The sequence below is a fragment of the Microbacterium trichothecenolyticum genome (genome assembly GCF_041938625.1).
In the GTDB taxonomy this organism is placed as follows: Bacteria; Actinomycetota; Actinomycetes; order Actinomycetales; family Microbacteriaceae; genus Microbacterium; species Microbacterium trichothecenolyticum_D.
The window spans coordinates 1,684,933-1,708,041 of record NZ_CP169427.1; the positions used below are offsets into that span (position 1 = coordinate 1,684,933).

Here is a 23,109-nt window from a genome sequence, read left to right on the forward strand (position 1 = left end):
GGACATGTCAGGCACCTCCATCGTGACGCTGCCCGAGCGGGCCGTCGAGTTGCTCGGCGGGCAGCCCGACGACACCACGCTGCGGCGCTACCTCCACGGGCTCCCCGGCGTCGACGCGGTCGGCCTCGAGCAGCGTGCGGCGGGTCTCGGCACCCGCTCCATCAAGACCACGTCGAAGGCGTGGGCGCTCGACAAGATCATCGAGCTCATCGACCTCACCACGCTCGAGGGCGCCGACACACCCGGCAAGGTGCGGTCGCTGGTCGCGAAGGCGTTGAATCCGGATGCCTCGGACCCGACCTGCCCGCGCGTCGCCGCGGTGTGCGTCTACGGCGACATGGTGCCGTACGCCGTCGAGGCGCTCGGCGCCGCGCACGGCGACCCCGACGACGGGGGAGTGAGCGTCGCCGCCGTCGCCACCGCGTTCCCGAGCGGGCGCGCGTCGCTCGACATCAAGCTCGCCGACACCGCCGAGGCGGTCGCCCACGGCGCCGACGAGATCGACATGGTCATCGACCGCGGGGCGTTCCTCGCGGGCCGCTACGGGCTCGTCTTCGACCAGATCGCGCGCGTCAAGCAGGCGTGCCGCCGGCCAGACGGTACGTACGCGTCGCTCAAGGTGATCCTCGAGACCGGCGAGCTCAACACCTACGACAACATCAAGCGCGCATCGTGGCTCGCGATCCTGGCGGGCGGCGACTTCATCAAGACCTCGACGGGCAAGGTGCAGCCGGCGGCGACGCTTCCGGTGACGCTCCTCATGCTCGAGGTCGTGCGCGACTGGCACCGCGCCACCGGCGAGAAGGTCGGCGTGAAGCCGGCCGGCGGCATCCGCACCTCGAAGGACGCCATCAAGTACCTCGTCACCGTCGCCGAGACCGTCGGCGAGGAGTGGCTGCAGCCGCACCTCTTCCGGTACGGGGCATCCAGCCTCCTCAACGACGTGCTCCTGCAGCGGCAGAAGCTGACGACCGGCCACTACTCCGGCGCCGACTACGTGACCATCGACTGACCGGGAAAGAAGACATGAGTTTCCTCGAATACGCACCGGCCCCCGAGTCCCGCGCGATCCTCAACCTGCGCGACGAGTACGGGCTGTTCATCGACGGCGAGTTCCGCCCCGGATCGGGCGAGTCGTTCGCCACGATCTCACCCGCCGACGAGAAGCACATCGCGGCCATCGCCTCGGCGAACGAGGGGGATGTCGACGCCGCCGTCGCCGCCGCGCGTCGCGCCTACGACAAGACGTGGTCGAAGATGAGCGGCCGGGACCGCGGGAAGTACCTCTTCCGCATCGCGCGCCTGGTGCAGGAGCGTGCCCGCGAGCTCGCCGTGGCCGAGAGCCTCGACAACGGCAAGCCCATCAAGGAGAGCCGCGACGTCGACATTCCGCTGGTCGCCGCGTGGTTCTTCTATTACGCAGGCTGGGCCGACAAGCTGGACTACGCCGGGCTCGGTGCCGACCCGCGTTCGCTCGGCGTCGCGGGCCAGGTGATCCCGTGGAACTTCCCGCTGCTCATGCTCGCGTGGAAGATCGCCCCGGCGCTCGCCGCGGGCAACACCGTCGTCCTCAAGCCCGCCGAGACCACACCGCTGTCGGCGCTCATCTTCGCGGAGATCCTGCAGCAGGCCGATCTGCCTCCGGGCGTGGTCAACATCGTCACGGGTGCCGGTGCCACCGGTGCTGCACTCGTGCGGCACCCCGACGTGAACAAGGTCGCCTTCACCGGCTCCACCGCCGTCGGGCGCGAGATCGCGAAGGCCGTCGCCGGCACCGACAAGAAGCTCACGCTCGAGCTGGGCGGCAAGGCCGCGAACATCGTGTTCGAGGACGCCCCCATCGACCAGGCGATCGAGGGCATCGTCAACGGCATCTTCTTCAACCAGGGCCACGTGTGCTGCGCCGGCAGCCGCCTCCTCGTGCAGGAGTCGATCCACGACGAGGTCGTCGACCGGCTGAAGGACCGCCTGTCGACGCTGCGACTCGGCGACCCGCTCGACAAGAACACCGACATCGGCGCCATCAACTCGCGCGAGCAGCTCGACCGCATCAAGGAGCTCAGCAAGGTCGGCGAGGAGGAGGGCGCCGAGCGCTGGAGCGCGCCGTGCGTCATCCCCGACAACGGCTTCTGGTTCGCGCCGACGATCTTCACGAACGTGCAGGCGTCGCACCGCATCGCGCGCGACGAGATCTTCGGCCCGGTGCTCTCGGTGCTGACCTTCCGCACGCCGACGGAGGCGATCGAGAAGGCCAACAACACGCCCTACGGGCTGTCGGCCGGCATCTGGACCGACAAGGGATCGCGCATCCTCGCCGTCGCCGACCGCCTGCGCGCGGGCGTCGTGTGGGCGAACACGTTCAACAGGTTCGACCCCTCGTCGCCGTTCGGCGGATACAAGGAGTCGGGCTACGGCCGCGAGGGCGGCCGCCACGGCCTGGCCGCGTACCTCAAGGGCGGTTCCGCGCTCGACACCGGCCGCCGCGTCGAAGCCGGCCGCGCGAAGAAGGAGGTGTCGGCGTGAGCAAGCGACTGACCGTTCCCAAGACGTACAAGCTCTACATCGGCGGCGCGTTCCCGCGCAGCGAGTCGGGCCGCACGTACGAGGTGGCGACGCCGAAGGGCGACTTCCTCGCGAACGCTGCGCTCGCCTCCCGCAAGGACGCGCGGGATGCCGTCGTCGCGGCCCGCGGCGCCGTGAAGAGTTGGTCGGGCGCCACCGCATACAACCGCGGCCAGGTGCTCTACCGGGTCGCCGAGATCCTCGAAGGCCGCCGCGCCCAGTTTGTGGACGAGATCGTGCAGCAGACGGGTGTCACGGCCGCGGTCGCCGGCGCCGAGGTCGACGCGGCGATCGACCGCTGGGTCTGGTACGCCGGCTGGTGCGACAAGTTCGGCCAGGTCGCCGGCAACGGCAACCCCGTCGCCGGTCCGTACTTCAACATCTCCGTGCCCGAGCCGACCGGGGTCGTGGGCGTCGTCGCTCCGCAGGACACCGCCCTCGTCGGTCTCGTGTCGGCGATCGCACCCGCGCTCGTCACCGGCAACTCCGTCGTCGTCATCGCGTCGCAGCGTTACCCGCTGTCGGCGATCTCGCTCGCCGAGGTTCTCGCCACCAGCGACGTGCCCGGCGGAGTCGTCAACGTGCTGACCGGCTCGCCCGCCGAGATCGCGCCGTGGCTGGCATCGCATCCCGACGTGCACGCGCTCGACCTCGTCGGCGCGGGCGACCTCGACTGGATCGACCTGCAGATCGCCGCGGCCGAGACGCTCACTCGCGTGCTCCCTCCCGAGAACGGGACGGATGCTGCGGCCCCGAGCCTCGCCCGCATCACGGCGTTCACCGAGACCAAGACCGTCTGGCATCCGAAGAGCCTGGTGTAGGCGGCGCGGGACGACCGACTTCCGGAGCGGGACGGATGCCTTGGGCCGAGGCATCCGTCCCGCTCCGTTGTCCTGACCGCATCACACCGCGACGAGACCTCGCAACAGCACCGCAGCCGTCCGTCGATCGGTGCTGTCGCGCGTTCTCGCAGCCCGTTGTGACGTGATGCGGCCTCGCGGCGCACAGGCTTCAGCCCAGCTCGAGGCCGCCCCACTCGCCCGGACGCGCCAGCTCGCCGTAGTGCACGTCGACGTCGTCCGCCGACACCGAGGCCACACACGCCAGGAGCGACAGGGTCGGATAGCCGAGCGGGCGGTTGTCGCGGATGATGGCGCCGTCGTCGGTGGGCGGGAGCTCGGCCGAGCGCTCGAGCACCTCGATCCACGGCATCCACCATCGCCCGTCGACGGCAGGCTCCGTCGACTGGAATTCGCCCAGCCACCGCACGATGCGGGGGGTAGCGCTGTCGTCGACATCGTCGTGGGCGACCATGTGCGTCCCGGGCTCGAGCTCCGTCGTGCGCAGGGTGACGCCGTCCCACGTGAGCACGCGGGCGTGGGCTCCTTCGACCTCGACGAGGTTGAAGCCGTGCGTCGCCGGCTCGCCGGCGGGAGAGCGGCCCGCGACCGCGTCGAGCACGATGCCGCCGCGCGACACGAGCTCGGACTCGGGGCGCGTCGACTCGTCGGCGCGGTTGAGGAGCACCGCGAGGCGTCCGGCCGTCGGGTCCGCGGCGAGCCAGGCGCCGCCCGCGCGGACGTCGCGCACGCCCAGGACGCCGTCGTGCGCCTCGGGCCACCAGCGGCCGAGCGGGTTCCACGGCCGGGCGGGGTCCTCATCGCGGATCGCGAGCACGCGCGTGGGCTCGTCCGCCGATTCGGGGACGCGGATCACGACGGTGCACATTGCGGGGCTCCTGTGGTGGTGTCGTCCGGCGGGGGCCGGGTGTCGGGCAGTCGTGCCAAGATCAGAGGGTGTTCGTCGTAGTCGGGGTCACCGGTGGCATCGCCGCCTACAAGACGGTTCAGCTCGTGCGTCTGCTGGTCAAAGCGGGTCACGAGGTCCACGTCGTCCCCACGGAGGACGCGCTGCGCTTCGTGGGGATGCCGACGTGGGAGGCGATCAGCCGCCACCCCGTGACGACCTCCGTCCACGACGACGTCGCACGCGTTCGTCACGTCGCGCTCGGCCAGGCGGCCGACCTCGTGATCGTGGCGCCCGCGACGGCGAACACCCTGGCGAAGATGACCGCGGGACTCGCGGACGACCTCCTCGGAACGACCCTACTCGCCACCACGGCACCGGTCGTCGTGGCGCCGGCGATGCACACCGAGATGTGGCGGCACCCCTCGACCGTCCACAACATGGCGGTCCTGCGTGAGCGCGGCGTGATCGTGGTCGGCCCCGAGGAGGGCGAACTCACCGGCGGCGACAGCGGGCCGGGACGGATGTCGGAGCCCGAGGCGATCCTCGAGGCCGCACTCGCCGCGGCCGAGGGTGGCGCCGGCGACCTGCGCGGACTGCGCGTCGTCGTGAGCGCCGGCGGCACCCGTGAGCCGATCGATCCCGTCCGCTACATCGGCAACCGCTCGAGCGGTCGGCAGGGCGTCGCGGTCGCGCTCTCGGCCGCGGAGCGCGGAGCCGACGTCGTGCTCGTCGCGGCCCATGTCGATGACGGTGTGCTGGCCGCAGCATCCGCCCGTCCGGGCCTGCGCGTCGTGCGCGCGGGCACCGCGGCAGAGCTCGGCGAGGCCGTCGAGGCTGAGGCGGGAGCAGCCGATGTGGTGGTGATGGCCGCGGCCGTCGCCGATTACCGCGTGGCCGAGGTGTCGCCGCTCAAGCGTGCGAAGGAGTCCGCGCCGGTCGGCGGGATCACCCTCGACCTCATAGAGAACGACGACATCCTCGCGGGGCTGGTCCGGGGTCGGCGCGAGGGGCAGACGATCGTCGGCTTCGCGGCCGAGACTCCCGGCGACGGAGAGACATTGCTCGACCGCGGGCGGCGCAAGGCGGCGCGCAAGGGTGCGGACCTGCTGGCGGTGAACGAGGTCGGCTGGTCAAAGGGATTCGAGGCCGCCGACAACGCCGTCACGATCATCAGTGCCGACGGCGAGGTCATCGGGGCCCGGCGCGGGAGCAAGGACGACGTGGCGGAAGCCCTCTGGGATGCGGTCCGGATGGTGCGCGAGAGCAAAGCGAAAGCAAAGTAACGAATAAGTAACGGCGCATGTAGAGTGGTCCGAACCACGTCGACGAGGACGTGGGGAACGACCTCGGAGGACATGCCCGATGCCCCACTCCGCGGCTTCCGATCGCGGTCGCGACCGGATCCACGCTCTGTCCGTCATGTGCGTCCTCGCGATCGCGAGCCTGGTGATCGCCTTCCTCGGTGCCACACCCGCGCGGGTGAGCTCGCGGGAGCTGATGGGTGACGAGCGAACGCCCGGAGAGGCGGCCTTCATCGCCAGTCATCGCGGGGGAGCGGCGACCGCGCCGGAGAACACGCTGCCGGCCATCACCGCCGCGCTCGCCGCCGGATTCGACTACGTCGAGGTCGACGTCGCGCTCACTGCCGACCGGCATCCGGTCCTCATGCACGACAAGACGGTCGACCGCACCACCGACGGTCACGGACGGCTGGCCTCCCTCGCGCTGGCCGACGTGAAGAGGCTCGATGCCGGCTCATGGTTCGACCGCTCCTACGCCGGCACGCCCGTGCCGACTTTCGTGGAGTTCCTCGATGCCCTGGTCGCCACCGACGGCCGCGCGATCGTCGAGATGAAGGGCGAATGGGATGCCGCGGCCGTCGATGCGGCCGTCGCCGAGGTCGCCGCGCGCGGCCTCGAACGCCGCATCGTCTTCGCGAGCTTCGATGCGCGGACGCTCGCGCTCGCCGCGGCCGGGTCGGATGTGCTGTCGCGGCTGCTCATCCTCAAGCAGCTCCCGTCGGATGTCGTGAGCGCGGTCGCCGAGGCCGGCGCGCGCGGCGTCGTCGTGAACCGCAAGGCCGTGCTCGCGCGCCCGGGCATCGTCGACGAGCTGCACGCCGTGGGTGCCCGCGTCGTCGTCTACACGCTCAACGACGACTCGCAGTGGGATGAGGTGACGGCCCTCGGCGTCGACGGCATCGTCACCGACGACCCGCACACGCTGTCGGAGTGGCAGAGCGCCTACGCCGGGCCGTGAGGCCTGTGCGGGTGCGCGCGGCGTGGCCCGCAGCATCCGTCCTGCTCTCTCGTTAGGGTCGAAGGCGCGCCGCCCTTTCGCCTGCCGCGGTGCGCGAGAGGTGGCGTGGGAATGGTCGTGCGGACCCGGTTGACCCGGATCGTGATCGGGTGCGTCGCGCTCACCGCCCTGGCCGCGGTCGTCACCGGGTGCCGTCCGGAATCCGAGGCGACGCCGTCGAGCAGCCCCTCGAGCACGGTGACGGAACAGACGCCCTCCGCCACACCGGTCGAGACAGAGGAGCCCCGGGCCGGCTTCGAGGTGCCGGGCGCGTGTGAGGAGATCTACTCCGCCGCGATGCTCGCGCAGCTCAACTCGGCGAACCCGCCCCTCAACGATCCCGGCGTGACGATGCTGTCGACCGAGAACGCCGACCTGCTCGAGATCATCCACGGCGGAGCGCCGACGCTGCGCTGTTCGTGGGGGCAGCCGAGCGAGTACGGGCTCGCGACCAACGTGACCGCGATCGATGCCGACCAGGAGGATGCCGTGCTCGCGGCGCTGCCGCAGGCGGGCTTCGGCTGCGAGGCGCTCGGCGACGGCACCGTGTGCCGCATCGAGCAGAAGGGCATCACGCTCGACGACGAGGAGTACACGCGTGGCGAGACGCACTACATCGGCGGCGGCGGACTCGTGACGACCGCGTGGATCAACTTCGCTCCCGAGGGGTACACCGAAGACATCGTGGCGACCCTCTGGGGCTGAGTCCCGCGTTTCCCGCGTCAGGTTGCCCCGTTCGGGGGCCCCTTCCCCTAGAATGGTGCGCGGGGAACCGCTGACGATGTCGCAGCTCGCAGAAGCGAGTGCCCGCGACCGCCGGCGGCGAATCCCTGATCCCGCGTTCGCGACGGCGTTCGCGCCGCCCGCGGGACCACGCAGAACCATCGGTGTCATCCGATCCCCGCCGGACTCCCTATCCGGCATTCACGCTCAGGAGGAGCATGCCGACCACGGCACCCGCCCAGACGGCGCAGCGTCGCCGCAAGTCCTCGTCCGCGCGCCGCGACGACGAGGCCCCCATCATCCCGATCCTCGCCCGCAAGGTGCGCGAGGTCGAGGCGAAGGCCCAGCGCGGCAAGCTGGGGCCGACGAACCGCGTCAAGTTCCAGGTCATCGCCTTCCTCGTCCGCGAGGAGCGCGCGCGTGTGAAGAGCGACACGGAGCTGACGGATGCTGCGCGCGCCGAGCTGCTGAAGCGGCTCGACGGCGTCGCCACCATCCTCGCGAAGACCGCCGCGCGCGACACGTCGCTCATCCAGCTGCTCGAGGTCGACCAGGCCACGTCTCCCGTCGCCCGCCGCATGCGCCGCGACTGGCTGCTCGAATCGGGTGCCGAGCTGGCACCGGACGAGCTGATCATCACCGACGTCGCCCCGGTCGTCGCGACCGTCGTGCCTGCCGCGCTCGCCGAGCGCCAGGTGGTACCGCCGCAGGTCGAGGCCCGCCGCGAATCGAACCCGTTCCTCGCACCGGACCTCACGATCCGCGCCCCGAAGCAGACGCCCCGCCGCCGCCTCGACAGCTGGGAGCTCATGGGCCCGCTGTACAAGGCGTTCGAGACCGGCGCCGGCGGCGCGAGCGCCTCCATGGACCTCCCGCCCGTGCCGGAGTTCGACCGCCTGTCGCCCAAGGGCCTCGAGGTCATGCCGCACCAGTCGCGATTCCTCGAGTCCGTGCGTGCCGGTCACCGCACCTTCCTCCTCGCCGATGAGCCGGGCCTCGGCAAGACGGCGGAGTCGGTGCTCGCAGCATCCGTCGCGAACGCGTACCCGCTCCTGGCGGTCGTGCCCAACGTCGTCAAGATGAACTGGGCGCGCGAGGTCGAGCGCTGGACGCCGCAGCGCCGCGCGACGGTGATCCACGGCGACGGTGAGGACATCGACGCCTTCGCCGACGTGTTCATCGTCAACTACGAGATCCTCGACCGCCACCTGTCGTGGCTCAGCTCGCTCGGGCTGAAGGGCATGGTCGTCGACGAGGCGCACTTCATCAAGAACCTCACGTCGCAGCGTTCACAGAACGTGCTCGCCCTGGCGACGCGCATCCGCGAGCAGGTCACCAATCCGCTGCTGCTCGCCCTGACCGGCACGCCGCTGATCAACGACGTCGAGGACTTCGACGCGATCTGGCGCTTCCTCGGCTGGACCACCGGCGAGAAGCCCGGCCCGGTGCTCATGGAGAAGCTCGACGAGACGGGGCTGACGCCCGCCGACAAGGCCTTCTACCCCGAGGCGCGCGACGCGGTGATCTCGATGGGGATCGTGCGGCGCAAGAAGAAGGATGTCGCGGCCGACCTGCCCGACAAGCTCATCGCCGACCTCCCCGTGGAGCTCGACGACGAGTTCGGCCGCTCGATCCGCCAGGCCGAGCGCGACCTCGGCGAGCGGCTCGCCGCGAAGTACCGCCGCATCATCGAGGCGCGCGGCGACCGCGGCCACGGCCCCGGTCACATCGACGAGGACATCGTCCGCCTCGTGGCGCACAACGAGCTCGAGGAGTCGAAGGCCGCCGGCACGGGCTCCGAGAACGTGTTCACGATGGTGCGCAAGATCGGCCAGGCCAAGGCCGTGCTCGCCGCCGACTACGCGGTGCAGCTGCAGCGCTCGGTCGGCAAGGTCGTGTTCTTCGCCAAGCACATCGACGTCATGGACACCGCCGAGGCGCACTTCGCCGCCGCGGGGCTCAAGACGGTGTCGCTGCGCGGCGACCAGGCCACCACCGCCCGGCAGCAGGCGATCGACGCGTTCAACAACGACCCCGAGGTCGGCATCGCGGTCTGCTCGCTCACCGCGGCGGGCGTCGGCGTGAACATGCAGGCGTCGTCGAACGTCGTCCTCGCCGAGCTGTCGTGGACTGCCGCCGAGCAGACGCAGGCGATCGACCGCGTCCACCGCATCGGCCAGGACGAGCCCGTCACCGCGTGGCGCATCATCGCCGCGCACACGATCGACACCAAGATCGCCGAGCTCATCGACTCGAAGCAGGGCCTCGCCGCGCGCGCGCTCGACGGCGAGCAGGTCGACCCGCAGTCGAGCGACTCCGTGCAGCTGTCGGCGCTCATGCATCTGCTGCGTCAGGCGCTCGGCGCCGCGTAGCGCGCGATTCGACCAGGGGCGGCGCGGTTTCGCGCCGCCCTTCGTCGTGTCATGTGGGCATCCCGGCCCTCGCGTGTGGCAGGGCGCGCCTTCCGGCACTAGTGTCGGGGGAGGCAGCGACGCCGACCCTCTTCACCACCGACCCGACAGCGAGGAACACAGCAATGAAGATCGGCATCCTGACGAGCGGCGGCGACTGCCCGGGCCTCAACGCGGTCATCCGTGGCGTGGTGCTCAAGGGCACGACGACCTACGACCTCGAGTTCGTCGGTATCCGCGACGGCTGGCGCGGTGTCGTCGACGGCGACTTCTTCCCGCTGACCCGGCACGAGGTGAAGGGTCTGTCGAAGGTCGGCGGCACGATCCTCGGCACGTCGCGCACGAACCCCTACGAGGGCCCCCGCGGTGGCGCCGAGAACATCGCCAAGACGATGTACGGCCACCGCCTCGACGGCATCATCGCGATCGGCGGCGAGGGCACCCTCGCGGCCGCGAACCGCCTCGCGAACGACGGCATCAACGTGCTGGGCGTCCCGAAGACGATCGACAACGATCTGCGCGCCACCGACTACTCCTTCGGGTTCGACACCGCCGTCAACATCGCGACAGACGCGATGGATCGCCTGCGCACCACCGGTGACTCGCACCAGCGGTGCATGGTCGCCGAGGTGATGGGCCGACACGTCGGCTGGATCGCGCTGCACGCCGGCATGGCAGCCGGAGCCCACGCGATCTGCATCCCCGAGGTGCCGATGTCGATCGACGAGATCACTGCGCTGGTCTCGAAGGCCCACGACCGCGGCCGCGCGCCGCTCGTCGTGGTCTCTGAGGGCTTCACCCTCAAGGGAATGGACGAGGCCTACAGCGACAAGGGCCTCGACGCCTTCAACCGCCCCCGCCTCGGCGGCATCAGCGAGATCCTCGCGCCCGAGATCGAGCGCATCACCGGCATCGAGACCCGTGCGACCGTCCTCGGGCACATCCAGCGCGGCGGCTCGCCGTCCGGCTTCGACCGCGTGCTCGCGACGCGCCTCGGCCTGCACGCCGCCGACGCGGTCGTCGACGGCGCCTGGGGCCAGATGGTCGCGATGCGAGGCACCGACATCGTGCGCGTCCCCTTCGCCGACGCGCTCGGCGAGCTCAACACTGTTCCCCTGTACCGCTACGAAGAGGCCGCAGCGCTCTTCGGCTGAGGTCGTCGGCGCGCTGCGCCCCTTTCTGAGATCAGGAGATCTCGCGAGGGCAGGACGTTTCGCGCCGGATGTTCCCGCGTGGGTCAGAGCTCCTGATCTGGAGACGGATGCTGCGACGCGCTGCCGTGCGTTCGCCCGGGGTGGCAGCATCCGTCCCCGCGCCCGGTCTCTGAGATCAGGAGATCTGGCGAAAGCAGGACGATTCGCGTCGGATCGTCCTGTGTGGGTCAGATCTCCTGATCTGGAGAAGAGGGGTCAGCGCGCCGCAAGGACGGGCCGCCGGTGCGCGCCCTGCGCCATCGCCGTGAGGATCGCGTCCCGCACCTGGTCCCATTGGAACAGCACCTGGTAGTAGTCGAATCGGAGCACGACGTAGCCGCGCAGCACGAGTCGCGCGTCGGCCTCGAGATCGCGGCGGCGATCAGCGGCGTTGCTGTGGTGCGCGAATCCGTCGAGCTGAGTCACCAGGGATGATCCGATCAGGCCGTCGACGGGATGCCCGTCGATCCACACCTGCTGCACGACGTCTACTCCTGCTCGTCGCATCCCGTCGACGAAGAGGGTCTCGAGGCCCGAGTCCGACAGCGCAGACGCCACGGCGGCCAGCGCGGCGGCCCCGGAGCTTCGCCAGGCGACGCGCGCCAAGACCTCGGCGGCGACGGCCTTCTTGCGAATCGCCGACTCCCACACGGGCAGCGCCTCCCGCCGAGGCAGGCAGTGAGCAACGTGGAAGAGAACGTTGAGGGTAGGTTCCTCCGTCTCGTTCCGTCCCGTCGGTGCGGGACCGCTTCCCCAGTGGACGCGCACCGCGTCCGAGTCGATGCGAGAGGCCGTTCCCTGGACGGCAACATGCGTCTTTTCGTCAGTGGCCGAGTCGGGCAGCCAGAAGCCGCGAATCGCGGCCGCGCTGATGCAGGTGACTCGACCGCCCACTCTTGCGGCCGCCACTCGTCTCGAGTCGCACTCGGGCGTGACGAGCCAGGACCGGCGCACGCGGTTCAGCATGCCGGCGGAGACCGCGCCGGCCACGTCGTGCACCGTGAAACCCGCAGCGCGGATGTCGGAGCTGTGCGAGATGCCCTGACGGGCGCGCACCCAGGAAGCGAGCTCGGCTCGGCGGCGGGCGGCGCGGCTGGTGGTCGGCATATCGCCGATCTTCGCGGCAGGCGCTCGCAGCACCGCCCTCTTGGCCCCGATCTGTGGACAACGCTTCAGCAAGCGGCCCTGCGGAGGACGAGGCATCCGTGATTCGCTTCTCCGAGTTCAGGAGATCTGGCGGAAACAGGACGTTTCGCGTTGGGGTGCCCCAGCGATGGTGGAGTCTGGTCCTGTGGAGGAGATGAACTCAGGGAGTAAGGATCCCCGGGCTGGTGGGCGCCATCAGTACACGCCGGCCGAGCGGGCCGAGGCGGTGCGGATCGTTCGGTCGTCGAAGGGGCGCACGATCTTGGAGATCGCCGCGGAGTTGGGCATCAATGACAAGACGTTGAACCAGTGGGTCGTGCAGGCGCGCAACGCGGACATCGATCCGGAGGGCTCGATGACGGATGCCGCGAAGCGGCGGATCCGGGCGCTGGAGAACCAGGTCGCGCAGTTGGAGAAGGATCTCGAGTTCGAGAAAAAAGCGCGGGCCTTCACCCAGGCGATCTCACTGCGTCGGAGAAATTCGAAGTGATCGATGGGTTGAAGGCAGACTTCGGGATCAAGTACCTGTGCGGCAAGCTCGGTGTGTCCGAGTCCGGATATCACGCCCGTCAGAGCCGGCCGCTGTCGGCGCGGGAATCGCGGCGGTGGCAGACGACCTCGCGAGTGCTGGGTGCGTTCGTGCAGTCCGGCCGCGCGGATGGGCACCGCAAGATCGCCGCGACACTGCGCGCCGACGGCTACAGCGTCAACGACAAGACCGTGCTCGCGGTGATGCGGGATCTGGGCGTGATGGCTCCCGCGGCCCGGGCCGCGTATCGGAAGGCGGCCGCGCGTGCCCGACGCACACCGGACCCCGCCGACCTGGTGCAGCGCCGCTTCAACGACACGATCCGGCCCGGGACGGTGCTGGTGGGCGACATCACATACGTCGCCACCGCGGAGGGCTGGTTGTATCTGGCGACCGTCATCGACCTGGCCACCCGCATGGTGATCGGCTGGGCAACCGGGAAACGACAGACCGCGGAGCTGGTCGTCGCCGCCATGAAACGTGCCCAGGCGACCGGTCACGTCCAGCCCGGTGCGATCTTCCACTCCGACCACGGCACCCAGTACCGCTCCAAACGGTTCGCCCGCTTCTGCACCCGTCACGGCATCCGCCGCTCGATGGGTGAGAACTTCGAATGCTGGGACAACGCGGTCGCGGAATCGTTCTTCTCGAAGATCAAGAACGAACGACTCCGCTGGCTGCAGCTGACCACCCGCCGCCACGCGACCCGAGAGATCGCGGACTACATCGAACACTTCAACACCACACGCCGGCACCAGACCCTCGGCTACGCCACCCCCGCCGAGACCATGACCCGACTCACAACCCGACCCGCTGCAATCGCAGCCTGAAACGAAAGGAGCAGGGACCGACTCCACGACACGCGGAGCGCCCTACGTCGGATCGTCCTGTGTGGGTCAGATCTCCTGATCTGGGAGACGGATGCCTCGGCCCGATGCCTGCGCGGCCGCCCTCGGTGGGACGACCCTCAGGCGTCGGCGACGCCGAGCACGTCCAAGAGCCAGGCGAGCTCGAACGCGCGCTCGCGCCATGCGTTGTAGCGGCCCGAGACGCCGCCGTGGCCTGCGACCATCTCGCACTTGAGCAGCGCGTCGGCGCCGACCTCGCGCAGGCGCGCGACCCACTTCGCCGGCTCGACGTACAGCACCCTCGTGTCGTTGAGCGACGTGACAGCGAGGATGCGCGGGTACGCAGCATCCGTCCGCACGTTCTCGTACGGCGAGTACGACTTCATGTAGGCGTAGACGTCGGCGTTGTGGAGGGGGTCGCCCCACTCGTCCCACTCGATCACCGTGAGCGGCAGCGACGGGTCGAGGATCGTCGTCAGCGCGTCGACGAACGGCACGTCCGCGAGCACCCCGGCGAAGAGCTCCGGCGCGATGTTGGCGACCGCACCCATCAAGAGGCCCCCGGCCGAGCCGCCCTCGGCGACGAGCTGCGAGGCCGTCGTGTAGCCGTTGTCGATGAGGTGCAGCGCGCTGTCGACGAAGTCGGTGAACGTGTTGCGCTTGTTGAGCAATTTGCCGTCCTCGTACCACTGGCGGCCCATCTCGCCGCCGCCGCGCACGTGGGCCACGGCGAACACGACACCGCGGTCGAGCTCCGACAGGCGCGGCACCGAGAAGCCCGGCTCGATCGAGTGCTCGTACGAGCCGTACCCGTACAGGTGCACCGGGCGCGGGGAGACGCCGGCATCGCCGAACGACTTCTTGTAGACGAGCGAGATCGGGATCTGCGTGCCGTCCTGCGCCGTCGCCCACACCCGCTCCTGCGCATACTCGGACGGCTCGTAGCCGCCCAGCACCGGCTGACGCTTGCGCAGGTGCAGTTCGCGCGTCGCGATATCGAGGTCGTAGACGGTGCCCGGCGTGACGAACGAGCCGTAGCCGAGGCGCAGCAGGGGAGGCGCCCATTCGGGGTTGCCGCCGGTGCCCACCGAGTAGAGCGGCTCGTCGAAGGTGATCTCGTCGACGCCGCCGGTCGCGTAGTCGAGCATGCCGAGGCGCGCGAGGCCGCCGCGGCGGTAGCCCACGACGCCCCAGTCGCGGAACGTCGAGACGCCCAGCAGACGCTCGCCGGGACGGTGGGGGATCACGACAGAGCGGTCGCCGGAAGGATCGGATGCTGCGACCCGCACCAGCTCGAAGTCCAGGGCCCCATCGTTGTGGAGGATGAAGAGGACGTCCTCGCCGTCGACGACGGCGTGCTCGGAGTCGTACTCGACTCCCTCGGTGCGCGGCCACACCACGCGCGGCTCGCCGCGGAGGTCTTCAGCATCCAGGAGCCATTCCTCGGAGGTGATCGACGAACCGAGCCCGATCACGAGGAAGCGGTCGCTGCGGGTGAACCCGGCGCCGACCCAGTACTTCTCATCGGGCTCGTGGAAGAGCTTCGCGTCTTCAGCGACCGCGGTGCCGAGCTCGTGCAGCCAGACGGTGTCGGGTCGCCACGCATCGTCGACCGTCGTGTACACGATGAAGCGGCCGTCGGGGGAGAAGGTCGCGCCGGCGAACGTGCCGGGGATCTCGTCGGGGAGCTGCTCGCCGGTCACGAGGTTGCGCACGCGCACGGTGTACCGCTCGTCGCCCGCGACGTCGACGCCGTAGAGCATGAGCGTGCCGTCGTTCGACACCTCGAAGCTGCCGAGCGAGAAGAACTCGTGTCCCTCGGCCTCGACGTTGCCGTCGAGGAGGATCTGCTCGCCCGCGACCTCGACGTCGGGGGAGAGCTCCGGGGGCGTCCAGTCGTCGGCGGACGCGAGCGGGGCGCGGCACTGGATGCCGTACTGCTTGCCCTCGAGCGTGCGGCCGTAGTACCACCAGTCGCCGCGGCGGGTCGGCACCGAGAGGTCGGTCTCGAGCGTGCGGCCCTTGATCTCGCCGAAGATGCGCTCCCGCAGACCCTCGAGGTGCGCGGTGCGCTGCTGCGTGTACGCGTTCTCGGCCTCGAGATGCGCGATGACGGCGGCGTCGTCCTTCTCGCGGAACCACTCGTAGCGATCTTCGACGTCATCGCCGTGATGCGAACGGACGGTCGGACGGATGCCGGCGACAGGGGCGGACGGGGCAGGTGCGGAGTCGCTGAGAGTCACCGTTCCACGCTAGTCGTCTCCGAGTTGACCGGCAGGGTCGCCGATGTAGGATTCTTTCTGGCCGGTTGCCGGTTCCTGAATTCCTGGTGAACTCTTCGTTCGTCGCGCCGATCCCGTCGGCACCCTCCACACTCTCCTCACCGAAAGCGAACGGTGGAAACCGCAACCCTCATCATCGTTCTGGTGATCGCGCTGGCGCTGTTCTTCGACTTCACGAACGGCTTCCACGACACGGCGAACGCGATGGCGACGCCCATCGCCACCGGCGCGCTCAAGCCCAAGACCGCAGTCCTGCTCGCCGCCGTCCTGAACCTGGTCGGCGCGTTCCTGTCGACGGAGGTCGCCCAGACGATCTCGGGCGGCATCATCAACGAGGATCAGATCTCGGCGAACATCTTCCCCGAGATCATCCTCGCCGGCCTCATCGGCGCCATCACGTGGAACATGCTCACGTGGCTCCTGGGTCTTCCCTCGTCCTCGTCCCACGCGCTGTTCGGCGGGCTCATCGGCGCGACGATCGTCGGCGTCGGGGTCACCGCGGTCAACTTCGGCGTCGTGATGTCGAAGGTGATCCTGCCGGCGTTCATCGCTCCGGTCACGGCCGGGGTCATCGCGTTCACCGCGACGAAGCTCGCCTACGTGCTGACCCGGCGCTATGACAGCAAGCCCGACGGGCGCGACGGGTTCCGGTTCGGCCAGATCTTCACGTCGTCGCTGGTGGCGCTGGCCCACGGCACGAACGACGCGCAGAAGACGATGGGCATCATCACGCTCCTGCTCATCACCGCGGGACTGCAGTCGGCCTCGAATCCCGAGCCGCAGACCTGGGTGGTGTTCGCGTGTGCGATCACGATCGCGCTCGGCACCTACATGGGCGGCTGGCGCATCATCCGCACGCTCGGCAAGGGCCTCACCGAGGTGAAGCCGGCGCAGGGCTTCGCCGCCGAGGCGTCCACGGCATCGACGATCCTCGCCTCCAGCGCCCTCGGCTTCGCGCTGTCGACCACCCAGGTCGCATCGGGCTCGGTCATCGGCTCCGGACTCGGCCGCCGCGGCTCCCAGGTGCGCTGGCGCACCGCGGGCCGGATCATGGTGGGCTGGATCCTCACGCTGCCCGCGGCCGGCGCCGTCGGCGCTGCCGCCGCGCTCATCGTGGTGTGGCTCCCGGTGTGGGGCGTCATCATCGACGCGGTCCTGGCCGTCGTCATCATCCTGGGACTCTTCCTGCGCTCGCGGCGCGACGAGGTCACCGCGGCGAACGCCATGAGCGAGGTCGCCGACTCCGGTCGCGCCGTCAAGGTCAAGCGCAACCCGCCGCCCACGCGTCGCCAGCGTGCGCTCGCACGGGAGGAGGCGCGTCGCGTCGCCGCGGCGGAGACTGCGGCGAAGAAGGCCGCCAAGGCGGCCGGGCGATCCCAGAACCGGCCGAAGGACGGAAGCCCGCGATGACGATCAACTGGTTCGCCTTCGTTCAGGTGTTCATCGCGGCGTTCACGTCGGCCGTCGTGGTCGTCGGGTTCTACGCGCTCGGCCTGCGACTGCTCGTGCGCGCCGGCCGCGCCCCCGTCGTCGCCCCGGCGGAGTTCACCGACGCCATCACCGTCATCTCCGAGAAGGAGGCGCGCCGCGCCGAGAAGGCCGCCGCGAAGGCGGCCAAGCGCAGCCCGCTGACCGAGGGGCAGAAACGGTTCGCCCTCGTCGGCGCGTACGCGTGCTTCGCGGTCTGCGCCGCGGCCGTGCTCGGCGGACTCCTCCTCATCGTCTTCAACCACTGAAATCGAACCCTCCGCCGCGGTGACCGCCGTCGCGGCGACCGCCTAGGCTGAGGCCCATGGCCACCGCCGCACCCGTCCAGTTCGGTCAGTACCCTCCCGCGCGGCGCACGCTGCTGCACGTGAGCGACACGCACCTGCTCGCAGGCAACGCGCCGCTCGGCGGCCGTTTCGACACCGCGGCGAACCTCGCCCGTGCTCTCGAGGCAGCCGTGGCCACCGGCATCCGTCCCGATGCGATCGTCTTCACAGGCGACCTGACCGATCTCGGTGAGCCCGAGGCGTATGCGGCGCTGCGCGCGGCGGTGGAGCCGGTCGCAGCGCGACTCGGCGCACCGGTGGTGTGGCTCGCCGGCAACCACGACGAGCGCCCTGCCCTGCGCCGCGACCTCCTCGGACTCGAACCGACCGAGGAACCCGTCACCGGGGTGTGGGACCTCGGCGGGCTCCGGCTCATCGGCCTGGACTCGACGGTGCCGGGCTGGCATCACGGCGACCTCGACCACCGGCAGCTCGAGTGGCTGCGCCACGAGCTGGCGACGCCGGCGCCGCTGGGCACGATCCTCGCGCTGCACCATCCGCCGCTGCCGTCGCACGTGCCGCTGTTCGACATCCTCGAACTGCGCGACCAGGGCCGGCTCGCCGACGTGATCGCCGGCACGGACGTGCGCGCGATCCTCGCGGGGCACCTTCACTACTCCACGAGCGGCACGTTCGCGGGCGTCCCGGTGAGTGTGGCCGCGGCGACCTGCTACACGATGAACCTCGCGCGCCCTGCGGTCGACGTCAACGGTATGGACGCCGGCCAGTCGTTCCACCTCGTGCACGTGTACGACGACACCATCACCCACGCCGTGGTGCCCGTGGTCGAGGCGGCCACCGGCGATGTCTTCTCCGCGGAATGGGTCGAGCGGATGTCGCGGCTCACGCCCGAGGAGCGGCTCGAGGCGTTCTCGCGCAAGCGTCGCTGAGGGCGTTCTCGTGACCGCTCAGCGACCGCCGCGGTGTACGTGGAGCCGCGGTCGTGTGTACGCCGTGTACACCCCGGTCTGCCGGCTCCGCGGGTAGGCTCGAAGCATCCCGCACACCGCTGTGAACGACCCACGAGGACTGCAACACATGGCTCTGGACGCAATGACGCGAACCCGCATCGAGACCGACTCCCTGGGATCCATGGAGATCCCCGCCGACGCGTATTGGGGCATCCACACCGCCCGCGCGCTGGAGAACTTCCCGATCTCCAAGAGGCCGATCTCGGTCTACCCCGACCTGGTGCGCGCGCTCGCGATGGTGAAGCAGGCCTCGGCCCGTGCGAACCGTGAGATCGGGGTGCTCGACCCCGCCAAGGCCGACCTCATCGATCGTGCCGCCCAACTCGTCATCGACGGCGACTTCCACGACCAGTTCGTCGTCGGCGTCATCCAGGGCGGCGCCGGCACGTCGACCAACATGAACGCGAACGAGGTCATCACCAACATCGCGCTCGAGCTCGCCGGACGGCAGAAGGGCGATTACGCCTTCCTGTCGCCGATCGACGACACCAACCGCAGCCAGTCGACGAACGACGTCTACCCGACCGCGATCAAGGTCGGCCTCGGTCTCGACCTGAAGACGCTGCTCGAAGAGCTTGATCTGCTGCGCCGTTCATTCCTCGCGAAGGCCGTCGAGTTCCACGATGTGCTGAAGGTCGGTCGCACCCAGCTGCAGGACGCCGTCCCGATGACGCTCGGTCAGGAGTTCCACGGCTTCGCGACCACGCTCGGCTACGACCACCAGCGCCTCACCGAGAACGCGTACCTCCTGTACGAGGTCAACATGGGCGCCACCGCGATCGGCACCGGCATCACGACGCACCCGGCGTACGCGACCGCCGTGCTGCGCCACCTGCGTGAGATCTCGGGCCTCGACCTCGACACCGCCTCCGACCTGGTCGAGGCGACCAGCGACACGGGCTCGTTCATGTCGTTCTCGGCGTCGCTCAAGCGCAACGCGATCAAGCTGTCGAAGATCTGCAACGACCTGCGGCTGCTGTCGTCGGGCCCGCAGGCCGGGTTCGGCGAGATCAACCTGCCCGCACGGCAGGCGGGGTCCAGCATCATGCCCGGCAAGGTGAACCCGGTCATCCCCGAGGTGGTCAACCAGGTCGCGTTCTCGGTCGCCGGTGCCGACCTCACCGTGACGATGGCGGTCGAGGGTGGGCAGCTGCAGCTCAACGCGTTCGAGCCGGTCATCGCGCACTCGATCTTCCAGTCGATCACGTGGCTCCGTCAGGCGATGTACACCCTGCGCGTGAACTGCGTCGACGGCATCACCGCGAACCACGAGCGGCTCGGCGCCATGGTCGGCTCGTCGGTCGGCGTGATCACCGCGCTCACGCCGTTCATCGGCTATGCGGCCGCCGCGGCGCTGGCCAAGACCGCCCTGCTCACCGGGCGCGGCGTCGCCGACCTCGTCGTCGAGGCCGGCCTCATGTCGCGCGACGAGGTCACCAAACAGCTCTCACCCGCGCGCCTGTCGGGTCTCGAGACCATCACCGCCGCGATCCCGATCGCGGCAGCGCCCGAGCAGATCGTCGAGGAGGCTCCGGCGGACACGCGCTGAGCCGGTTGCCGCGGGCGGCCGCTGATCGATAACGTCAGGGAGACTCGAACGAAAGGCGAGAAATGACCGATCCGCAGAACCCGGCCGCACCCGAGCCGCCGCAGCAGCCCGCGTCGCAGCCTCCTGCGCCTCAGCCGTCCGCCGATGCGCCGGCCCCGTCCACGGCCGCGCCCGCCGCCCCCGCGCCGGACTACGCCGCTCCGGCGGCGCCGGCCGCTCAGCCGGAGTACGCTGCCGCGCCGCCTGCGTACCCTGCGGGCGCGCCTGCCTACAGCGCTGCACCGCCCGCGGCGTACGGTGCGCCGGCCGACGCGCCGGTCCCGGGCAAGACGCTCGGCATCGTCGCGTTCATCCTGTCGTTCTTCGTGCAGCTCGTCGCGCTGATCCTCGGCATCGTCGCGCTCGTGCAGAGCCGCAAGGCCGGCGTCAAGAACGGCTTCGCCCTCGCCGCCATCATCATCTCGGCGGTCCTGCTCGTCGTCGGCATCATCGTCACGATCATCATCCTGACCGTGGTGTTCGGCGGCCTCGCGGCCGCGTGCGCCGAACTCGGCCCGGGTGTGTGGGACCTCCAGGGCGGCGGCACCATCACCTGCAACTGACGCAGGCATCGACACCGAGGGGCGGGTCCGCGGCGCGGGCCCGCCCCTCGCGTCGTGGGGCGCGACCTCAGCCGAGGATGCGGCAGTGCGTCGTGAGCGCGCCGATGCCGTCGATGCCGACGGTGACCGTGGAGCGGTCCCGCAGGAAGACCTGGGGATCCCGCGAGTAGCCGGCGCCGCCGGGGCTGCCCGTCGAGATGAGCGTTCCCGGCAGCAGCGTCGCCGACTTCGACAGGTGCGAGATCAGCGTCGCGACCGGTCGCACCATCTGGCCGGTGGTCGCATCCTGCAGGGTGGTGCCGTCGAGCACCGTCCAGATGTGGAGGTCCTGCGGATCGGGAACCTCGTCCGCGGTGACCACGAACGGACCCGTGGGCGTGAAGCCGTCGAAGGACTTGCAGCGCGACCACTGGGCCTCGGAGTACTGGATGTCGCGCGCGGTGATGTCGTTCACCACCGTGTAGCCCCAGACGTGGTCGAGCGCGTCCTCGGGGGCGACGTCCTTCGCGGGGGTGCCGATGATGACGCCGAGCTCTGCCTCGTAGTCGACGGACTCGCTGAGCGACCGCGGCCAGATCGTGGTGTGGTCGTGCCCGGCGAGCGAGTTCGGCCAGAGCACGAACACGGTGGGCGTCGAGTCCGTCTTCAGCCCGAGCTCGCTGGAGTGCGCGGCGTAGTTGAGCCCGATCGCGAGGATGACGGGCGGCGCGAGAACGGCGGACGCGAACGACATTCCGTCGAGCGGATGCCGCGTCCCCCGGCTGGCGGCATCCCCTACGCGTGCGAGCATGTCGTCGCCGCCGGCGATGAGCTCCTCGAGCACACGGGGCGCTCCGTCGAACAGCTCCTCGACGATCGCCACCTCGTCGCCCTCGACAAGGGCGAGCCTCGGCTCGCCCGACTCCGGTGGCACGACATGGGCGAAGCGCATGTCCCCAACCTAGCCGCCGGGGTGCGCGGACGGGGCCGTCCACAGCCCGTATGACGGGTGCGCGTGCTGCACCCATAGGCTGTGCGCATGACGCTCGACCCCGGTGCCTCCCGTCCCCGGCCCTCGCTCACGCCGCCGGAGTTCGCCTCCGCGCTCGCCCAGCCCCGCGTCGCCGTTCCCGCGGCGATCACGCCGCCGGCGACCTCGCCCGCGCCCGTGCAGGTTCCCACCGCTGCCGCCTCGCGCCGCGGACGCAGCGCATCGGTCTGGATCGTCGGCATCCTGGTACTCGCACTGATCGTGCTGGTGGCGTACTTCCTCAACGCGCTCGGGCCGGCGGCGTCGCTCATCGGGATGGTGCTCGCCGTCGTGCCGCTCGTCGGCGTGCTGTTCGCCCTGCGCATCGTCGACCGGTGGGAACCCGAGCCCCGAGGTCTCGTCATGCTCGCGATCGCCTGGGGTGCGATCGCCGCCGTCGCCATCGCACTCGGCGTCGACCTGCTGCTGTCCATGGTGTTCGGGCCGGCGACCGGGGCGGCCCGCGAGGTGCTGCAGACGGTCGTCCAGGCACCCGTCGTCGAGGAGTTCGCGAAGGGCCTCGGGGTCTTCCTCATCTTCGCGACCGCCCGGCGCGCGTTCGACGGCCCGATCGACGGCATCGTCTACGGTGCGCTGGTCGGCGCCGGCTTCGCGTTCACCGAGAACATCCAGTACTTCGCCGTGAGCTTCATCGAGGGCGGCGCGGCCGAGACGACGACGACCTTCTTCCTCCGCGGCATCCTGTCGCCGTTCGCGCATGTCATGTTCACGAGCGTCACCGGCTTCGCGCTCGGTCTCGCCGCGCGGCGCGGCCTGTCGGCGGGGCAGGCGATCGGACCCGGGCTGCTCGGGCTCGCGGGCGCCATCGCGCTGCACGCGTTCTGGAACGGGTCGGCGATGTTCGGCGATTTCTTCTTCCTCTACCTGACCCTGCAGGTGCCGTTGTTCGTCGGATTCATCCTCGGAATCGTGGCGCTGCGGCGGGAGGAATCGCGCCTCACCCGGCGCCGGCTCGGCGAGTACGCCGCGGCGGGATGGTTCACCCCGCAGGAGGTCGACATGCTCGCGACCGCCGCCGGCCGCAAGGCGGCCCTGGCGTGGGCGCGGACGCTCCGAGGAGACCGCACGCCGCTCATGAAGACCTTCATCACGGACGCCACGGCCCTGGCCGCGACCCGTCAGCGGGCGATCAGCGGCCGCGACCCGCATGCCACGGCCGAGGAGCGGGATCTGCTCGCGAGGACGGCGGCGACCCGCGCGGCGATGTTCGCACCGTAGAGCGCGAGCATCGGGGCGCCCCCTCAGACAAAGACTCAGCGCTCGGTGCCGCGGCGATGCCTGCGTGTCTACCGAGCGCTGAGTTGGTCTTTCCCCAGCATGCCGGGAGGGCTGCGCGGGTGTCAAGGGAACGCCGGAGGTTCCCCTGACGGCGAACTCGCTCCGCGCGCGCGGGCTTCGGATG

20 protein-coding genes are annotated in these 23,109 nt (G+C 70.2%); 16 read left to right on the forward strand and 4 right to left on the reverse strand.

Translation table 11 applies throughout. From position 1 onward, the window contains the following. Positions 1–4 precede the first annotated feature (4 nt). Genes deoC through ACEYYH_RS07570 form a run of 3 tightly spaced genes read left to right on the forward strand, consistent with a single transcriptional unit; the run spans position 5 to position 3,383 of the window. Entirely contained in the window at positions 5–1,012 is a 1,008-nt protein-coding gene (gene deoC / locus ACEYYH_RS07560; protein WP_374977611.1) for a deoxyribose-phosphate aldolase, read from the forward strand. Positions 1,013–1,026: 14 nt separating this feature from the next. Then, complete coding sequence (locus tag ACEYYH_RS07565) at positions 1,027–2,523, forward strand: aldehyde dehydrogenase family protein (protein WP_374977612.1); 1,497 nt, start codon at positions 1,027–1,029, stop codon at positions 2,521–2,523. After that, on the forward strand, positions 2,520–3,383 hold the full coding sequence (locus tag ACEYYH_RS07570) for an aldehyde dehydrogenase family protein (protein ID WP_374977613.1): 864 nt from the start codon (positions 2,520–2,522) through the stop codon (positions 3,381–3,383). Before ACEYYH_RS07565 ends, ACEYYH_RS07570 begins: the two co-directional genes overlap by 4 nt. Positions 3,384–3,573: 190 nt before the next feature. Here the strand turns inward: ACEYYH_RS07570 and ACEYYH_RS07575 are convergent, their stop codons facing one another. Further along, positions 3,574–4,290 carry an NRDE family protein gene (locus ACEYYH_RS07575; RefSeq protein WP_374977614.1) on the reverse strand — a complete coding sequence of 239 codons (717 nt, stop codon included), beginning with the start codon at positions 4,288–4,290 and terminating at the stop codon, positions 3,574–3,576. Positions 4,291–4,358: 68 nt separating this feature from the next. On the opposite strand from ACEYYH_RS07575, the gene coaBC reads away from it, so the two are divergent. The 5 genes from coaBC (at position 4,359) to ACEYYH_RS07600 (ending at position 10,897) form a co-directional block, all read left to right on the forward strand. After that, on the forward strand, positions 4,359–5,594 hold the full coding sequence (coaBC, locus tag ACEYYH_RS07580) for a bifunctional phosphopantothenoylcysteine decarboxylase/phosphopantothenate--cysteine ligase CoaBC (RefSeq protein WP_374977615.1): 1,236 nt from the start codon (positions 4,359–4,361) through the stop codon (positions 5,592–5,594). Positions 5,595–5,673: 79 nt separating this feature from the next. Beyond that, positions 5,674–6,570: a glycerophosphodiester phosphodiesterase gene (locus ACEYYH_RS07585; RefSeq protein WP_374977616.1), complete on the forward strand. Its 897-nt coding sequence runs from the start codon at positions 5,674–5,676 to the stop codon at positions 6,568–6,570. Between the two features lie 111 nt (positions 6,571–6,681). Then, positions 6,682–7,314 (forward strand): hypothetical protein, encoded by a 633-nt coding sequence (locus ACEYYH_RS07590; protein WP_374977617.1) that lies wholly within the window; start codon positions 6,682–6,684, stop codon positions 7,312–7,314. A 236-nt stretch (positions 7,315–7,550) separates the two neighbouring features. Continuing rightward, positions 7,551–9,704: a DEAD/DEAH box helicase gene (locus ACEYYH_RS07595; protein WP_374977618.1), complete on the forward strand. Its 2,154-nt coding sequence runs from the start codon at positions 7,551–7,553 to the stop codon at positions 9,702–9,704. A 164-nt stretch (positions 9,705–9,868) separates the two neighbouring features. Continuing rightward, positions 9,869–10,897, forward strand: coding sequence for an ATP-dependent 6-phosphofructokinase (locus tag ACEYYH_RS07600; protein WP_374977619.1), 1,029 nt, complete (start codon positions 9,869–9,871; stop codon positions 10,895–10,897). 255 nt (positions 10,898–11,152) lie between these two features. Here ACEYYH_RS07600 and ACEYYH_RS07605 read toward each other — a convergent pair whose 3' ends face one another. Then, positions 11,153–12,043, reverse strand: coding sequence for an endonuclease domain-containing protein (locus ACEYYH_RS07605; RefSeq protein WP_374977620.1), 891 nt, complete (start codon positions 12,041–12,043; stop codon positions 11,153–11,155). Between the two features lie 193 nt (positions 12,044–12,236). Between ACEYYH_RS07605 and ACEYYH_RS07610 the strand changes: the two genes are divergently transcribed. After that, on the forward strand, positions 12,237–12,572 hold the full coding sequence (locus ACEYYH_RS07610; protein ID WP_374978152.1) for a transposase: 336 nt from the start codon (positions 12,237–12,239) through the stop codon (positions 12,570–12,572). Next, entirely contained in the window at positions 12,569–13,441 is an 873-nt protein-coding gene (locus ACEYYH_RS07615; protein WP_374975770.1) for an IS3 family transposase, read from the forward strand. Before ACEYYH_RS07610 ends, ACEYYH_RS07615 begins: the two co-directional genes overlap by 4 nt. A 137-nt stretch (positions 13,442–13,578) precedes the next feature. Here the strand turns inward: ACEYYH_RS07615 and ACEYYH_RS07620 are convergent, their stop codons facing one another. Continuing rightward, the gene (locus ACEYYH_RS07620) at positions 13,579–15,702 is read right to left on the reverse strand and encodes a S9 family peptidase (RefSeq protein WP_374977621.1); all 2,124 of its coding nucleotides are present in this window, start codon (positions 15,700–15,702) and stop codon (positions 13,579–13,581) included. Positions 15,703–15,855: 153 nt separating this feature from the next. Between ACEYYH_RS07620 and ACEYYH_RS07625 the strand changes: the two genes are divergently transcribed. The 5 genes from ACEYYH_RS07625 (at position 15,856) to ACEYYH_RS07645 (ending at position 20,677) form a co-directional block, all read left to right on the forward strand. Then, positions 15,856–17,151, forward strand: a complete 1,296-nt coding sequence (locus tag ACEYYH_RS07625; RefSeq protein ID WP_116193870.1) for an inorganic phosphate transporter — start codon at positions 15,856–15,858, stop codon at positions 17,149–17,151. Beyond that, positions 17,148–17,477, forward strand: coding sequence for a peptidase (locus ACEYYH_RS07630; RefSeq protein WP_374977622.1), 330 nt, complete (start codon positions 17,148–17,150; stop codon positions 17,475–17,477). Before ACEYYH_RS07625 ends, ACEYYH_RS07630 begins: the two co-directional genes overlap by 4 nt. 56 nt (positions 17,478–17,533) lie before the next feature. After that, positions 17,534–18,445 carry a phosphodiesterase gene (locus ACEYYH_RS07635; protein WP_374977623.1) on the forward strand — a complete coding sequence of 304 codons (912 nt, stop codon included), beginning with the start codon at positions 17,534–17,536 and terminating at the stop codon, positions 18,443–18,445. A 148-nt stretch (positions 18,446–18,593) separates the two neighbouring features. After that, entirely contained in the window at positions 18,594–20,075 is a 1,482-nt protein-coding gene (locus tag ACEYYH_RS07640) for an aspartate ammonia-lyase (protein ID WP_374977624.1), read from the forward strand. Between the two features lie 62 nt (positions 20,076–20,137). After that, positions 20,138–20,677 (forward strand): DUF4190 domain-containing protein, encoded by a 540-nt coding sequence (locus tag ACEYYH_RS07645; protein ID WP_374977625.1) that lies wholly within the window; start codon positions 20,138–20,140, stop codon positions 20,675–20,677. Positions 20,678–20,744: 67 nt separating this feature from the next. On the opposite strand, the gene ACEYYH_RS07650 is transcribed toward ACEYYH_RS07645, so the two are convergent. After that, the gene (locus ACEYYH_RS07650) at positions 20,745–21,608 is read right to left on the reverse strand and encodes a fumarylacetoacetate hydrolase family protein (RefSeq protein ID WP_374977626.1); all 864 of its coding nucleotides are present in this window, start codon (positions 21,606–21,608) and stop codon (positions 20,745–20,747) included. A gap of 87 nt (positions 21,609–21,695) precedes the next feature. Here ACEYYH_RS07650 and ACEYYH_RS07655 point away from each other — a divergent pair, with 87 nt between their 5' ends. Next, on the forward strand, positions 21,696–22,925 hold the full coding sequence (locus ACEYYH_RS07655) for a PrsW family glutamic-type intramembrane protease (RefSeq protein ID WP_374977627.1): 1,230 nt from the start codon (positions 21,696–21,698) through the stop codon (positions 22,923–22,925). Positions 22,926–23,109 lie beyond the last annotated feature (184 nt).